This window comes from Mesorhizobium album (genome assembly GCF_033977205.1).
GTDB lineage: Bacteria > Pseudomonadota > Alphaproteobacteria > Rhizobiales > Rhizobiaceae > Mesorhizobium > Mesorhizobium album.
The window spans coordinates 1-14,620 of the sequence record NZ_JAVIIW010000041.1 but is presented as its reverse complement, the minus strand read 5'-3'; the positions used below and the strand labels follow the sequence as shown (position 1 = coordinate 14,620).

At 58.7% G+C, this 14,620-nt stretch carries 13 protein-coding genes and 1 pseudogene; 8 read left to right on the top strand and 6 right to left on the bottom strand.

What is annotated here, in order from left to right; genetic code table 11:
- Nucleotide 1: 1 nt before the first annotated feature.
- The 3 genes from RFN28_RS26735 to RFN28_RS26725 all read right to left on the bottom strand — a co-directional run bounded on the left by RFN28_RS26735 (nucleotide 2) and on the right by RFN28_RS26725 (nucleotide 2,602).
- Nucleotides 2-1,204: an acyl-CoA dehydrogenase family protein gene (locus RFN28_RS26735; protein WP_430678957.1), complete on the bottom strand. Its 1,203-nt coding sequence runs from the start codon at nucleotides 1,202-1,204 to the stop codon at nucleotides 2-4.
- A 2-nt stretch (nucleotides 1,205-1,206) separates the two neighbouring features.
- Nucleotides 1,207-1,452 carry an acyl carrier protein gene (locus RFN28_RS26730; RefSeq protein ID WP_292232428.1) on the bottom strand — a complete coding sequence of 82 codons (246 nt, stop codon included), beginning with the start codon at nucleotides 1,450-1,452 and terminating at the stop codon, nucleotides 1,207-1,209.
- A gap of 832 nt (nucleotides 1,453-2,284) precedes the next feature.
- Nucleotides 2,285-2,602: a hypothetical protein gene (locus RFN28_RS26725; RefSeq protein WP_320290174.1), complete on the bottom strand. Its 318-nt coding sequence runs from the start codon at nucleotides 2,600-2,602 to the stop codon at nucleotides 2,285-2,287.
- 468 nt (nucleotides 2,603-3,070) lie between these two features.
- Here RFN28_RS26725 and RFN28_RS26720 point away from each other — a divergent pair, with 468 nt between their 5' ends.
- From RFN28_RS26720 to RFN28_RS26700, 5 genes are all read left to right on the top strand, one after another.
- Nucleotides 3,071-3,313: a transposase gene (locus RFN28_RS26720; protein ID WP_320290173.1), complete on the top strand. Its 243-nt coding sequence runs from the start codon at nucleotides 3,071-3,073 to the stop codon at nucleotides 3,311-3,313.
- Between the two features lie 165 nt (nucleotides 3,314-3,478).
- Nucleotides 3,479-4,135 carry a response regulator gene (locus RFN28_RS26715; protein WP_320290172.1) on the top strand — a complete coding sequence of 219 codons (657 nt, stop codon included), beginning with the start codon at nucleotides 3,479-3,481 and terminating at the stop codon, nucleotides 4,133-4,135.
- Nucleotides 4,132-5,508 carry a sensor histidine kinase gene (locus tag RFN28_RS26710; RefSeq protein ID WP_320290171.1) on the top strand — a complete coding sequence of 459 codons (1,377 nt, stop codon included), beginning with the start codon at nucleotides 4,132-4,134 and terminating at the stop codon, nucleotides 5,506-5,508. Before RFN28_RS26715 ends, RFN28_RS26710 begins: the two co-directional genes overlap by 4 nt.
- Nucleotides 5,509-5,675: 167 nt before the next feature.
- On the top strand, nucleotides 5,676-6,650 hold the full coding sequence (locus RFN28_RS26705) for a glycosyltransferase family 2 protein (protein ID WP_320290170.1): 975 nt from the start codon (nucleotides 5,676-5,678) through the stop codon (nucleotides 6,648-6,650).
- A 1-nt stretch (nucleotide 6,651) separates the two neighbouring features.
- Nucleotides 6,652-8,163, top strand: a complete 1,512-nt coding sequence (locus tag RFN28_RS26700) for a lipopolysaccharide biosynthesis protein (RefSeq protein ID WP_320290169.1) — start codon at nucleotides 6,652-6,654, stop codon at nucleotides 8,161-8,163.
- 179 nt (nucleotides 8,164-8,342) lie between these two features.
- Here RFN28_RS26700 and RFN28_RS26695 read toward each other — a convergent pair whose 3' ends face one another.
- Both RFN28_RS26695 and RFN28_RS26690 read right to left on the bottom strand, forming a co-directional pair.
- Nucleotides 8,343-9,281 carry a LysR family transcriptional regulator gene (locus RFN28_RS26695; RefSeq protein WP_320290168.1) on the bottom strand — a complete coding sequence of 313 codons (939 nt, stop codon included), beginning with the start codon at nucleotides 9,279-9,281 and terminating at the stop codon, nucleotides 8,343-8,345.
- Between the two features lie 135 nt (nucleotides 9,282-9,416).
- Nucleotides 9,417-10,415 (bottom strand): class I SAM-dependent methyltransferase, encoded by a 999-nt coding sequence (locus RFN28_RS26690; protein ID WP_320290167.1) that lies wholly within the window; start codon nucleotides 10,413-10,415, stop codon nucleotides 9,417-9,419.
- Between the two features lie 119 nt (nucleotides 10,416-10,534).
- On the opposite strand from RFN28_RS26690, the gene RFN28_RS26685 reads away from it, so the two are divergent.
- From RFN28_RS26685 to RFN28_RS26675, 3 genes are all read left to right on the top strand, one after another.
- The gene (locus RFN28_RS26685) at nucleotides 10,535-11,572 is read left to right on the top strand and encodes a helix-turn-helix transcriptional regulator (RefSeq protein WP_320290166.1); all 1,038 of its coding nucleotides are present in this window, start codon (nucleotides 10,535-10,537) and stop codon (nucleotides 11,570-11,572) included.
- A gap of 112 nt (nucleotides 11,573-11,684) precedes the next feature.
- On the top strand, nucleotides 11,685-12,884 hold the full coding sequence (locus tag RFN28_RS26680; RefSeq protein ID WP_320290209.1) for an MFS transporter: 1,200 nt from the start codon (nucleotides 11,685-11,687) through the stop codon (nucleotides 12,882-12,884).
- Nucleotide 12,885: 1 nt separating this feature from the next.
- Nucleotides 12,886-14,289, top strand: a complete 1,404-nt coding sequence (locus tag RFN28_RS26675; protein WP_320290165.1) for a hypothetical protein — start codon at nucleotides 12,886-12,888, stop codon at nucleotides 14,287-14,289.
- A gap of 110 nt (nucleotides 14,290-14,399) precedes the next feature.
- Here RFN28_RS26675 and RFN28_RS26670 read toward each other — a convergent pair.
- Nucleotides 14,400-14,620, bottom strand: a pseudogene (locus RFN28_RS26670) (IS630 family transposase); the annotation flags it as partial.

Below are 14,620 nucleotides of genomic sequence, written 5' to 3'. Positions count from 1 at the left end.
CTCAGCCCCCCAGGCCGGTGTCGAAGCGGCTCATCAGCATGAGCGTCGCGGAATTGGAAAGGATGCGGTCGTTGGAGATCATCACCGGTGCCGAGGTCACGTCGCGCAAGTGCCGGCCGACGCTGAACGGGGTGCCGTTCTTGTAGCCAAGGATGCCGTTGACCAGCATGGCCAGACGCACCACGGCGCCGGCCTTCTCGCTGGCCGCGACCTTCAGCGCGTTGATCTCGGCGGCGAAGCCGATCGAAGACAGCGCGTCATCGTCGCCCGCGGCCGCTTCGAAGCGGTGGATGGCGGCCGTCAGGTGCCCTTTCATTTCCTGCAAAAGCGCGGCCGCCTCGGCCAGCCTCAGCGCGCCCGGCGGCATGGCGTCGGGCTGCTTGCGCGCCGCCGCCTTGACGAAGGCCTGCGCCCGATTGAAGGCGTCGGCGGCGATGCCGAACCAGGTCGCCGCCCAGAAGATGTGCGAGCTGGCCAGCATCGACTGCGCCGCGATCTCAGAGAACGGCTTCGGGAATATCTGCGTCACCTCACCCGTGGCAACCAGATGAAAGCCGTCGGAGCAGGTGCCGCGCATGCCGAGCGTGTCCCACACCGACGTGCGTTCCAGCGTGCGGTTGCCATCGGCCGGGATTACCACCATCACCTGATCGGAGCTTGCCGCATCGGGGGCGCGACGCGCCGTGGCGAGGATGGCGTCGGCATAGTTGCCATAGGAGATGACGGTGGCTTCCTTGGTCAGCGCGAAGCGCCCGCCGGCGACCTCGACCGCGCAGATCGAATTGCGCAAATTGCCGCCGATGCCGGCCTCGGTCGTCGCGGAAGCCATCACAAGCTGCTCGTCGGCGATGCGCCGCATATAGGCGCTGTGCCAGTCGCTGGCGCCGCCGTGAGTGACGAAGCTCGACGTCTTGATCTGATGCATGGCATAGATCATCGCGCTCGAGCCGCAGGCCTGGCCGAGCTGGACGATGAGGTCGGCAATTTGCATCGTGCCGAGCCCTTCGCCTCCATGCTCGATCGGGATCGCCACGCCGAGCAGGCGCTCGCGCTTCAGCGCCGCGATCGTCTCCGCCGGGAAACGGCCTTCCTTGTCGACTGGATCGGCATGGTCGGCGGCGATCTCGGCGACGCGACGCATGCGTTCGGTTGCGGCTTCCGGCGCCTGCGCGACCGAAGCCTCTATCTTTCTCAACACGTTCATGGCTACGCCGCCTTGCGCGTCAATTGCGAAACGGCGTCCGCGATGTTGGCAAGCGAAGAGAAGGTGCGCCGCGTCAGCATCGTCTCGGGGAATTCGATGTCGAACTCCTCTTCGAGCGCCAGCATCATCTGGACCGAGGCGAAGGAGGTCAGCCCCGCGTCGTACAGATTGGCGTCGTCGGCGAGCGCGCCGAAATTCAGCGGAATCATCGGATGCTGCTCGAGCAGCGAGCGAATCTGGTCGATCATGGAGGCCCCACCCCTTGCATTTATATGCTGTGCAGGCGGCTATATCGCAGAAGCAGCGCAACCATGGCGTTAACGCCGCCTGCCAGTTTCAACCATGCCTAAGGATCGGTAACGGACCGCAGTACAATTTTATAGTTTTCGGATACGACGGGAACAAACGAGAACAAGAGTAGTCGACCGCCACGAGCAATGCCGGAAATCTATTGCGGCTGTTGCGCTCCTCCTGGCAGCACAAGCGCGCCCTGGTCAGGTTTCGAATATTCAAAACCGATAAAGAAAGCCGCAAGAATCAACAAGCAGATAACCGCAACCACTGCCACTGCGGTTCTGGACGAGGATCTAGGTGGTTTGGGATCCTGCAACATCGATCATGCCGTTCGCATCCATCGATTGATCGCACCGGCCGGGTGGCCGAAATCCGTCTTTGTTGCCTCTGGGATGGCCTCCTGGTCAGGGGCTACGTCGATCATCCGCGCGAGCAGGTCCTAGAACATGATGCAGCAACCGATGTCCAGATTAACAGAAAGCGCGATTTCCCGCACTATTCTTGGCGAGTCGCAATCTCAAATCCTGGTGCTGCGACCTCGCAAGCTGTCCCTCCATCTGTCGACGATGTCTGCCGGCAGATGGCTTTGACGAGACAGCCGCCCATTTTACCTTGATATTAGGATAGAAGACGCGGTGTTTGCGAGGTTGCAGGGTTGCCGCCCTATCCTGGTGTCGCGCTTTTGCACGGCATATCGATTTTCGACACTCGTGCCAGGATGCCGGGCGGCCCGCGACATAGACGAGATCGGCGGCCTTCGGCTCTACGCCTTGCCGGCGGCGCTCCTCAAAACCTGCCCAGCGTCTTCGCGCAAAAACTGACCGATGCGCGGACGGCGTTGGCAATGTTCTCGAATGCATCGGAAATCCTCGCCCGACGAACTGATAGATCGGGTCCGCAGTGCGCCTTACGCTGGCTGTAAGGATCCTCTTCCAGCGATTGGCGGGCGGCATCGTCATCCGGCGTCACGTAGGCCGCCGACTTCAGGAGGTCGCGGACCAGGATTGATTTCCCGTCTTGCCGGGGGCCGACTACGTTTACGATCCGGCTGTTTGCCAGGGCATCAGACAGACGGGAGGAGAGGTGGCGAGGCGTTAGAGCCATGGCATGTCCAGCAGAAATTGCGGTTAGGCCGCTCGGGAATCTGCGATTAGACCATCTGGGAATCTGCGATTAGAGAACGTGGGAAAATGCTATTAGCATGGTCGCGAGATTCCTATTAGATGAGTACGACCATAACATGCTGATTTAATGGAGAAATAGATAGGTCGGCCGCTTATGTTCGGAAACAGTTAACCAATCCACCATTTCCCCGATCGACGCCCGCATTCCAGGTACGAGCCCGCCTCATGTTCAGGACGACGCTCATACAGCTGTAACCTTCCCGGGTGGCCATTCGGTCGCCGCGGACCGCTATATGCCCGCGAACCTGGAGCCTGAACATGAGCAATCCATACGCCATCTCATTCTCTTCCGCGCAGCCTGCCGCCGCGGTGCTGCACGTCCCGGTCCCGTCCGGAGGCTTGGAAAGCCGCGGCTCAGCCGCCTTCCAAGCCAAGGAGGGACTGAGCCGTGGCGAAGTCCAGACGAAGAAAGAAAGGACAGCACTTCCTGCTGTCGCCGGAATGCCGGATGCTCACCGTCATGGACCTGGCCAAGGTCCGCGAGGAGACGGCCTATGGCTGGTTCAGGAAGATGCGCTGGCCCGAGACCGAAGGAGAGCCGTATTGCCCGAAATGCGGCACGCTGCGCTGCCATGCGATGAGCCGCGGCCGCTTCAAGTGCTCTGAGAAGGTCTGCAAGGCCGACCTCTGACACATGTACAGCCTGTCCACCCGTTTACGATTGCTCTCGGAACTGTGACCGGCCGCGCCGGCCGCGACCTGATTCTGCCCGCAAAAATGCCGCGATGGCGTCCCTTGATTCGCGACCGGATCGGAAAATCAGCCGGTTCATAGCAACCGAAAGGCATCGCAAGCCATGCGCCTGCTCCTGGTTGAGGACGATTTGATCCTCGGCTCTTCGCTGAAGAAGGCTCTCGAAAAGCATGCCTATGGGGTGGACTGGATGAAGGATGGCGAAGCTGCGATCGCGGGGCTCGAGGATCTCGCCTTCGACGTAGTCGTGCTCGACGTCAACCTGCCCGGGGTGAACGGGATTGAGGTCCTGCGCTCGGCGCGGAAGAAACGCAACGCCGTGCCGATCCTTCTGCTCACCGCCCGCGATACCTCCCTGCAAAAGGTCGAAGGGCTGGACAACGGAGCCGACGATTATCTGGTTAAGCCGTTCGACCTCGATGAATTGCTAGCGCGGCTGCGCGCCCTTATACGCCGGCGGGAGGGCCGCACCGACATCATTCTCAAAAGCGGCGATATCGAAATGGATCCGGCGGCAATGGTGGTGCGCGGCGCCGAGGGCCAGATCGCGATGACCGCCAAGGAATTCCAGCTGCTAAAGCTCCTGATGGAGCGGGCGGGCAAATACGTCACCAAAAGTGACATCGAATACGCGCTCTACAGCGCCGACAGCGCGGTGGAAAGCAACACGACCGAGGTCATCATCTACAATCTGCGCAGAAAGCTCGGCGCCGAGTTCATCCGCTCCATCCGGGGCGTCGGCTACATGATCGAGCCATGAGGCGTCTGACCCTTACCTGGAAGCTCTTTCTGCGGATAACACCGACGATCCTCATCGCCATCGCAATCATCGGGGTCCTTGCCTTCCGCTCAGCCAGGCGTGAGATCGACAACATCTACGACGCCAAGCTGATCAATGACGCCAACGTGCTCTGGACGCTGCTGGAACATCAGATCGAAGAGCCAGGCAACGACCCGCCCAAGCAGGTCAAGGACATGGACTTTGCCATGGGCAACCAGCTCGCCATGAACGATCAGGCGGACGACTACGCCGACGCGCACATATTTCGCCTGTGGAAGGACGGCAGGATCCGGATATTCACCAACGGCGCCTTCCCAGAGAGCGTTCCCGCCCAAAGGGCCGGCTTCACCGAGCTGAATTATGCCAACGAGCTATGGCTCATCTATTCGCTGCCGATCCCGAACACCGGCATCGTCGTGGAAGTTGGCGAAAAGCGAGCCCTTCGCGACGCTCTGGTGTCGAACATCATGCTCAATCTGTTCTTTCCGCTGCTGGTGCTGGTACCGGTCATCGGGCTGCTGCTCTGGTACGGCATCAGCGACGGCCTGCGACCCATTCACGGCTTGGTCCGCCAGATCCGCAGCCGTTCGCCCGACGACCTTTCGGTCATTGCGATGGATGCATTGCCAGGCGACCTGCATCCGCTGGGCATGTCGGTGAACCAGTTGCTCAGCAAACTCGACCGGTCGCTGACGGCGGAAAGGCGCTTCGCCGACCTGGCAGCGCACCAGCTGCGAACACCTCATGCCGGGATAAAGCTTTTGCTGCAGATGCTGGCCCATGCCGACAACGAAAAGGAGCGGGAGACGATCCTCGCCGACCTCATGGCCAGCAACGAAAAGGCCACCCGCCTCGTCAAGCAGATGCTGGAGGCGGCACGCATCAGCCATCAACCGGTCGAGCTGAGAGTGGTCCGGCTCTATGATGTCACCGCGTCGGTGATCGCCGAGTTCGGCACGATCATCACGCTTAAGCGGCATGATGTCTCGCTCGACGGAGACGAGGCGGCCAAGGTCAAGACGGACGAGCCCATGCTCCGTCTGTTGATAGGCAATCTGATCGACAATGCGATCAAGTACACGCCGGCTGGCGGTAAGATCAAGGTCTCGATCTCGCCGAAACCCGGCGCTTGGGCGCTTTCGATCGCCGACAGCGGCCCAGGCATCGCCCCCCAGCATCGCGAGGCGGTGTTCCAGCGGTTTTATCGCGTAAATGTGCCCGAGGTGGAGGGAACCGGACTGGGCCTCGCCATCGTCTCGGGTATCGTCGAGCGCCTTTCAGCGAACATCGCCCTCAGCACGCCCTCGCCCAACGGCGGCCTTCACGTTGCGGTGACATTGCCGCAGGCCTGAAGCCACTATCCAGCCGATCGCAAGGCGCGAGGCTTCGGCCTCGATTTTCAGTTTCACTTCATCGCCACCTAATCCCGGCCTCAGCGACGGCTGCTAGGCAGGTGCGGCTTTTCCAAGAACCCGGGAATTGGCGGGATCCACCGGGTTCGCTTCCCCAGAGGTGCCGGATGACCGCGAATTCTCACATCCTTGCCCAGAAACCGCCCTTTGCACATCGTACTGTTTCGGTCTTGATTGCCGCCTACAACGCGTCTCCGTTTCTCGAGCGCGCCATCAATTCCGCAGTGGCACAGGGGGACGCAGTTATAGAGATCATTGTCGTCGACGATTGCTCGACCGACGCAACCCTAGAGGTTGCCGGAGCAATGTCTCGGAAGGACGGCCGCGTCAAAGTCGTTCACCTGCCCAGGAATGCCGGCCCTTCAGCCGCCCGCAATACCGGCCTGGAGGTCGCTAGCGGAGACTGGGTCGCAATCCTGGACGCCGACGACGCGTACGCGCCGGGGCGGGTCGAGCGGCTTGTCGAAATTGCCGCAGCACAAGACGCCGATATCGTCGCCGACAAGTTCTCATACTACGATCCGGCAACCGACGCCTCCAGTCCCGCGAACATCGGGTTCGCCGACGACATGACGCTGATCGACATCGAGACGTTCCTGGCGCATGCGAGGCCCTTCGGCATCGACACAGACTGGGGCCTGCTTAAACCGATGTTCAAGCGAAAATTCTTAGCGGATCGATCGCTGCGCTATCCCTCCAATTCTCGCCATGGCGAGGATTTCCTTTTTGTGACGGATGCGCTGCTCGAAGGGGCAAAGTATGTGGCCAGCAACTTTCTCGGTTACCTGTACACCCATCGAGGCGCCGGTTGGAGCAGGACGAAGGTAGACTACGACGGTCAGGTCGATCAGTCGAAAGCGCTTTTGCTCGATCGACGACTGTCTGGCAATTCTCGACTTGTTTGCCTCCTCAAAGAGCGCATTCGCGCAATGAAGCGCTTGTCGGCCGAGTACAAGACCCAGGCACTGATCGCCGAGAGGAGGTTGTTGCCGCTTGCGACCGCCGGGGTGACGGATTGGCGGATTGCCGCGTCGATCCTGAGCAAGGTCAAAAACAAGGTCACGACTGTTCGAGCTGCTTGAGATGGCCGCGGCTAATAGATTTGCATTTTCCGACAACCGGATGTCACGGACCGAGCTCAAGGTGGCCTCGGTGAACGGGGCGGCTATCAATTTCGGGTCGCAGGCGCTGAAGTTCCTGATGCAATTCTGCTACCAGATCCTCGTTGCCCGCCTTCTCCTGCCCGAGGATTTCGGCATTGTGGCGATGGCGGCGCCGTTGTTCGCGTTCGCGGCGCTTTTCTCGGATTTCGGCTTGACCCAGGCCACCGTCCAGAGGGAAGAGATCAACCAGGAGCAACTCAGCTTCGTTTTCTGGGTCAATGTCTGGCTCAGCGCGGCTATTTGCCTGACCGTGATAGCCCTTGCCCCGGCAGCAGGTGCTTTCTTCAGAGAGCCTCGGGTCGTGCCCATCGTGATAGGCCTCAGCGCGACCTTTGTGATCGGCGGTCTCTGCGCCCAGCATTTGGCCTTGCTCAATCGGCAGCTTCTCTTCGCGAAAATCGCCCTGGTCGAGTTGTTCAGCTTTCTGGTTGGCTCCGTGATATGCCTGCTTTTCGCCTGGAATGGCTCCGGCTATTGGGCCCTCGTCTACAGCCAGATCGCGACGTCGCTGACCACACTTTTGCTGGCCTGGTGCTTTGCCAGATGGGTTCCGAGCAGGCCTGCCCTGCAAAGGCAGAATTTCCATCTGTTGAATTTTGGCGCCAACATAACGTCCTTCAATTTCCTGAACTTTTTTGCCAGGAATTTTGACAACATATTGATCGGCCGCTACCTCGGCGAGATGCCTCTCGGCATTTATGACCGGGCATACAAGCTGCTCTTGCTGCCGCTCAGCCAGATTACCACACCAATAGCGAAAGTCGCACTTCCCTCGCTTGCAAGAACCCTGAACGAGCCGGAAACATACCGCCGTTTCTATTTCCGAATGCTGGAATTGATAATTCTCGCCACCTATCCGGCAGTGATATTTGCCATCATCAACAGCCAGCTGCTCATCGTGACGCTGCTTGGGCCTAGGTGGTCGGAGGTATCGGAGGTATTTTCCATTCTTGCCTTTGGCGCCATCTTCGCGCCGATCAGCAGCAGCACCGGTTGGCTCTTCATCAGCCAGGACCGGACCGGGGAAATGCGGAACTGGGGCGCCTTGAGCTCCACCCTGTTTGTCGCGTCATTCGTGTGCGGATTGCCATGGGGAATAGGCGGGGTCGCCGCCTTCTACATAGGTGTGGGCACCATCCAGGGACCGATCCTGTGGTGGGGGGCGACAAGGCGCGGCCCACTAAGCTTCAGGCAGTTGCTGGAGGTTCTGTGGCCGTACTTTGTCTCGGCGACGATGACCAGCGTGCTAGAATTTGGCCTGAAAGCATCGCTGTCAGGCACTTTCGTGACACTGTTGCTCTCTCTCGTCGCGTCCTATGTCATTTTCCTGGGCATCGTCATGGTATTCAGCTCGAGCCGCAAAGGGATCATCGAGCTGGCCTTTGAGGCAAGTGTGATGGGAGGCCGCTTCTACCGAAAGTTCGCTCATTGAGAGTGATGTCTCAGTCGCATTGGCTGCGACGGCGCGAGCATCTCACGAAGTCGGCGTCGCAGAGGCGAGGTATGCCTCTGGAGATCTAAGTCAGCCTCTCCGATATAGTGGCCAGTGAGATCGGTCCGATCTTTCGCTCGCCCGCATCCAGGCGAGGTTCGCTTGGTCCTGCTCCGCACCTAGCGAAAGCTTGCGCCTTGCGAGTGTGCCGGACTCGGAATCGTATTCGCCATCTTTCTGGCAAGGCCAATCAGGCGAAAAACAGCACGTTTCGGATTCGTTTCAAGCCAGAAAGCTTTGATCGAAAAGAGATTGTGGTGGCCATCAAGCGGTTTCCATGCCGTCGCATCAATGGCGACATTTCGCGCGAAGCTCTCTCCCGCTAGCGCAATGCCTTGGCCTAGCTGCACATTGAAGATGACGCTCGCTTGGCCACCTTGGCACATGTTGACAGTTGGGCGGCAACCGTCGGTAACGATGCCTTCCAGCGCCGGGAAATCCAACAGCGGTCCGCTCGTTCCGTCCGGCACGAGCAGTTGCATGCCCGCAAGATCTGCCCACGTGACCACCCGCTTTTCGGCGAGCGAATGACCCGCAGGTATCAGAACGAAGATACGCTCCTGCCAGAACATCTCGGCGCGGCAAGAGGTGACTTTGCCAAGCTCTGGCGCAAAGATGATGTCGAAGCGCCGACGGCGTACGGCCTCCAGGCATTGTTCATGCCGAACATCCTCAATGGCCAAACTGACATCTGGATAGGATTTGCGGAAGCGATCGATGAGGCGCTTCAGGAATTCTCCACCCCCCACTGCGCACAGCCCAATCCTGAGCGTCTTTGCGTCCCTATTGTCGCGGGCGGCGTCCCGAAAAGCCTCCTGCAAACCTTCGTAGTATATCCGAACCAGGTCGGTCCAGGCTCGCCCTGCCTCGGTCAAACGGACGCCGCGAACGTCGCGCTCAAACAGCTGCATCTCCAAAAGCTGTTCGAGTTTAACGACGTTGCGACTTACACTGGATTCACAGACCCTCAGCGCCGTTGCAGCCTGCCGCAGACTACCACAATCCGCGGCCGCAAAAGCGTAGGCCAGGAAGCGAAGGGCATTGCCGTTTTGCGTCATGAGGGCGCTCTGCGGATATCGTCACGATCATGTCTGTTTCGGCAAAACGTGTTCGGGTCCTCCCAACGCATTGCGCTCAATGAGAGTAAATTCGCCTCTATGACTCGGCCGGTCTGGAGGGGCATCACTGGAGCATCACTTTTGCTGCAAGACGGCAGCGTAGTCGGCGTTGGCCTGATATACGCTGGACTCATAGACGTATTCTTTTGGAATGGCGGGGGCTTCCAACTGCGAAAGGTACAGGTTGAGATTTTCCCTGCTGTTGCTCGCCGCAAGGCTGCAGAAATTTCCGCTATTCCACGTCATGACGCAGTGATTGAAATGCGCGCCCGCGGCGTGAAACATCCCTTCCAACGTCACCTCATTGTTGAACATCGTCTTGAGCACCGCGGTTTTCTTCTTCTCGATCTCGTCTTGTGGAAAGTACCGCGCCTTAAATCCGAAATCCTTCTGCCACTCCCGGCGCACGTAGTCGTATTCGTCAACCGCCCGAAACTTTTCGACGAAGACGAAGATGCCTCCTTGCTTGAGGTGCTGCATCACAAACTCGATCTGCTTCACTCTGTTGGGCGAGTACATCTGGAAGGTGGTATCCTCCAGAATGAAATCGAAGCCGGACGCGAACTTTGCCAGCCGAACGTCTGAGCTAAGAACGTCCTTGGTCAGCCGATGAAAGGGCCCAACGAAGAACTCGGCAGCCGGCGGTTCGCCATATGCCATGAAGCACTTGTAGTTTTCCGCGTTGGGGCTGCACGAGAGGCTACGGATCTTTCCGCCGGATAGCTCGGACAGCGTCCTGGCCATGGTGCCCTCCGCTGTCCCAAGGCTGTATAGCGACAGCGGGGCTTCACGGTACCGCGCATATTTCAGCACGGCGTATGCCATTCGGCATTCCTCCTCCAACCGATAAGGAATGCTGCCGTGATAGTGCTGGTCGAAAAAGCCTTGTCGAGCCGCATGCAGGCCGACCAGATCGCGAAGAAGGTCGTCGCTGGGCAGCAGCCGAGTATCTGCCGCTGGCTTGCGGATAGGCATTCCGCTTTGGCCGGCGGCGGTCGCCGCAAAGAAGTCTTTCAGTTCGTTGATCCGTGGACCACGGTCGCATTCAGCCAGAAAATCATCGAGTCCCCGCATTGCAGTGTGCCTCCACAACCGTTTATCGGTGAGACGCCTAAAGCTCGACGGAGATATAAAGTTAGCGCGACTTAATATTCCACGCAGTCGAGTATAGGCAGGAGGACGGATAGACCCGCATGGTACAAACGTCTTTCATTCGGTTGCCGTTTTTTCTCTATAGCCACATCTTCTACCAACTCAGAATTATTTGTGATTTGTCTGACAACCTATGGTTCGGCACAAGGCACGAGGCGAGCTTCTCGCAACACGGAGGCCGTTTCGATTTGGCGGAGACCTTTTGCCTGGACCCGAACAAGATGCGCTCTTCACGACACCAGACGCTGTCTCATCAATATGAGAGCTGGGGAAACATACGAGCGGACCTCATTGGTCGGACAGGTCTGGAACGACAGGAGACAAGGATTTCGCATCCCCGGCATATGTTCCTGATGAACCTGAAAGGTGCTGCGCGTCGCGGAGAAGACTTCATCGATGGACGCCGGATTTCTTTCTCAGCAAGGCGGCCTGGCTCGATAATCTACATCCCTGCCCAGAGCGAGTGGACTGGCTGGGATGAGGGCGATGCAATAGCATCCTACCTGCTGGTATCGATCGAACGGGAATTCGCTGAACAGACTTTTGGGGGATCCGGCTTCTGCCGCCTGGCGGAACTTCCACCATGGATCGGTTTTCGTGACAGCACCATAGAAGCGGCGCTGCAGACAATAGCCGACGAGCTCAGATGTCCCGATCCGATCAGCGTGACGATGGTGGAGAGCCAGGTCGCGCAATTGTTCGTGCAACTGGTCAGGTTGAAGCGAACCTACCATCAGCCGGCAAAAGGCGGTCTGTCGGCTTTCGATCTCAAACGCGTGATGGCAATGATCGAGGCGATGTCGGACGAAAGGCCCACGCTAGCCGACCTCGCAAGAGAGCTTGGTATCAGCCGATTTCATTTCGGCAGGGCCTTCAAGCAGTCGACCGGAATGACGCCGCATGCGTTCATCGCACGGCGTCGACTGGAGCAGTCCGCGGATATGCTTCGCTCGACCAACTTGTCGGCGACCAGAATTGCGATGGAATGCGGCTTCGGCAGTTCGAGCCATTTCACAATCGCTTTCAAGCGGGCGTTCGGCGCCAATCCGATCGAATTCCGACGCAAGTGCAAGACATAGACGCCGACGGTTTGGCGGATTTGAGCAAGGAATTGAAAAGTCCGGCATCGCTGTAAAGCAAGCTTGGCAGCAGCATGTATGACAGGTGGCCGTATGGTTGGACGCGCCGCCCATGTCAGAGGCATGCCGAATTTATTGTGACCAAAGACCGACAGCCCAGTCCCGGGTGTTCCTCCGATTCCTGGCTAGCACGTTGTCGGCGGCTGTCGGACGAAACGGCTATTACATTGCATCCGCTTGGATCCTTGTCGACGCCGGGTATGGAAGCACCAGCGTGGCGACGGTGCTTGCGATCGTCAGTATGGTTGAACTCGTCGCGAGCCCTCTGGTCGGCGTGGCGGCGGATCGATTTGACCGACGCCGGTTGGTGATCGCGGCGGACCTCACACGCTTTGCCACAATGCTCGCCACAGGTTGCGCACTTCTCTACAAGGACGCGTTTCTAACAATCTGCCTCTCAGCGGTCCTCTTCGCATTTTGTGACCGTGTCGCTCTTACAAGTTCGCAGTCGGTGATCCCTGTCATGGCGCGGGGCGGCGATCTTGCGGCCTCAAATTCCACTGTCTTCTTCGTCATGCAATTCGGCTGCCTCGGGGCGGCCCTGCTTTTTGGGCCTTTGCTCAGTGATCGCTCCCCTGCCCTGGCGTTCAGCGTCCTTGCTGTGTTCTTCCTTGTTTCAGCAATCAGCCTATCCTCGAAGCGATTCGGCTCGATGTCGGGCAGCGTCGGCAGGCCCGACAGCTTCGCCCTTAACATTGACCCGGGGCTATTCCGCATCTTCGCCGTCTACGCGCTTCTCTACGGTGGCGCGGTGCTGGTCAGCGTGATGGGATCAGCCTTTGTTTTAGAAGAACAGAAAGGTAGCGCCGTCGATTTCGGCCACCTCGAAGCGACCTGGTCGGTAGGCTCGCTGATCGGAGCTGTTCTTGCCGTTAAGCTGACGCGAACAATGTGTGCTCGTAGACTGGATTTCGTCCTTTTGGGCCTATCTGCGTTGTTGCTGATGGCACTGCTATTTATGCCCCTGCCCTGCTCGCTGATTATCTTTGCCGCTCTTGGATTTTTATACAATCTTGGCCGTATCAGCGTTGAGGTCACATTACAGTCGCGGGTATGCGATAGTGCATTGGGCAGAGCCAAGGGTGTCATGCATAGTTTCGCTGTGGCGCTTGGATTGTTCATTTTCAGCATCACTGCGGTTTTGGGAGACCATGTATTTCCTTCGACGATCTTCTTCAGCTTCGGAGTGGTGCTCCTCATCAGCGTTTCTTTTCTGAGCATAGGTGTCGCGCAGCAAAAGGGAGAATTGTGAGGTGGACGAGCCGGCAACAGACGCAGATGCCAAACAGGCGATCCTCGGGTCACTGGCAGCGCTCTACCCGTGGACGAAACGCTTTCAATCCCGACCGGTCCGAGACTATGCGTTCCGCGTCTTTGAGGCGCCCGCCCCGGGTCCCGCGCCAGAAATCCGGCCCCGGTCCTTCGCCAAACTGCTCGCCGCCATCGCGAAGGCCGCACGGCGAAACGGACTATCGACCGACACCGCCGCGGAAATCTGCAGGGATTTCGAAAAGCGCCGCGTGTTGCAGACAGGCCCACATTTGTTTCTCCTCACGGAGCCTGAAGCCTACTATACGCATCTCTTCAGCCTCCTTGGCCTCTCGGCCCACGGCTGCTCGACCTACGTTTCCTATGCCGTTTCGACTGTGAACCTCGTTGAAAAACCGCGCAAGGGGCCGGGCTGGCTGACCGTCGACGGAAAGCCAATCAACGTCTTTGGCCTCAGCCGAAGCCGGATGATCGGATACAGCCTTTTGGCCGGGCAAGGACCCTACCGTTTCGAGATGGTTCCTGTGGAACCAAACGCTGAAGGAGAGGCACTTGCGCTGCTTCGCAGCCTTCTGCCGCAATCGCAATTCGAGAGGCCGGCGCATGCCATCAAGGCAGCCAATCTCAGCCTTTGGCCGAAACTGTTCGGAGGCCGCATTGCCTTCCTGCAGATCGACGACGAGGACATCGCCGACTTGGTAACAGATCATCTTTCAGACGCGGATTCCTGGCTACGAACGAGGCTGATTGAACACCCCAACCTCGCTTCCAACATCCTTGACGAGATCGACAGGCTGGCGGCCAGCCCCTGGAGCGGCTGGCTCGCACGCGGTACCGATTTCTTCTGGCTTTATGAAAACGGCAAGCGCCTGCCGCTGCGGCTGCGGGCGGGGGAACTCGTACAATTGGCGACGGGAATGAAGGTGTCCCGATTTGCGGCAACAGACATCCTTGAAGGACTTGCAAACCGCAGGCTGATCCCCAACCTGCTCCTCGTATTCCTTGTCTTGTCGATCCTACCCGGCGTGCGAGCGCTCGGAGGAAGTCATCAGCCAATCTACTATCCTCTGATGCGCTACGTTTTGTGCCGCGCGCTCGAAGCCTCGAGCGCCGATCCGGATCTTCGACATGCGCTCGCAACGGATGATTTGCCGGGAGCTTGGGGGCACAGGGTAATTGAATGCGAAGATGATCCGTTTGAGTCTTTCGACCGAAACTGGAACGGGACCAGCGATATGATTGAGCGGATCGGTAATGTCTCGCTGTCGAAGGTTTGCGGAAGCATGAGGAGCTTTGTTTCCGATCCTTCTTGGCTCGAACTTCACAGTCGACTTCGAGATCGAGCGATCGCACCTACTGATGCGGAATGGCGGTTTGCGGCATCCTGATGAAGGTTCCTTTCCTGCAGAGGTTTGGCAGGAATTGGATCAGATTATCGGTAAGCACACGACCACGCTGTCCTGACACTCCATCCCATTCATGCGAGATGTCCTCTATCCTAGTGGATTGAATCTAACACTTGGTGCCCACGTTTGACGGCGGCGATGATTTTGTCGGGGTCAGCGGTCCAGGTGAAGGGTTTGGGTTGTCGATTGTGCTCGGCGAGGAAGCGGTTGATGGCCGCCTGCAGGTCGACGACAGAATGAAAGACGCCTCGCTTGAGGCGTCGCTTCGACAGCTTGGCGAAGAAGCCCTCGACGGCGTTGAGCCAGGAGCAAG

Coding starts and splice junctions, on each gene's coding strand:
- RFN28_RS26695 (WP_320290168.1), bottom strand. CDS start 9,281: ATGACGCAAAACGGCAATGCCCTTCGCTTCCTGGCCTACGCTTTTGCG.
- RFN28_RS26735 (WP_430678957.1), bottom strand. CDS start 1,204: ATGAACGTGTTGAGAAAGATAGAGGCTTCGGTCGCGCAGGCGCCGGAA.
- RFN28_RS26680 (WP_320290209.1), top strand. CDS start 11,685: ATGTCAGAGGCATGCCGAATTTATTGTGACCAAAGACCGACAGCCCAG.
- RFN28_RS26685 (WP_320290166.1), top strand. CDS start 10,535: ATGGTACAAACGTCTTTCATTCGGTTGCCGTTTTTTCTCTATAGCCAC.
- RFN28_RS26700 (WP_320290169.1), top strand. CDS start 6,652: ATGGCCGCGGCTAATAGATTTGCATTTTCCGACAACCGGATGTCACGG.
- RFN28_RS26705 (WP_320290170.1), top strand. CDS start 5,676: ATGACCGCGAATTCTCACATCCTTGCCCAGAAACCGCCCTTTGCACAT.
- RFN28_RS26730 (WP_292232428.1), bottom strand. CDS start 1,452: ATGATCGACCAGATTCGCTCGCTGCTCGAGCAGCATCCGATGATTCCG.
- RFN28_RS26710 (WP_320290171.1), top strand. CDS start 4,132: ATGAGGCGTCTGACCCTTACCTGGAAGCTCTTTCTGCGGATAACACCG.
- RFN28_RS26690 (WP_320290167.1), bottom strand. CDS start 10,415: ATGCGGGGACTCGATGATTTTCTGGCTGAATGCGACCGTGGTCCACGG.
- RFN28_RS26725 (WP_320290174.1), bottom strand. CDS start 2,602: ATGGCTCTAACGCCTCGCCACCTCTCCTCCCGTCTGTCTGATGCCCTG.
- RFN28_RS26715 (WP_320290172.1), top strand. CDS start 3,479: ATGCGCCTGCTCCTGGTTGAGGACGATTTGATCCTCGGCTCTTCGCTG.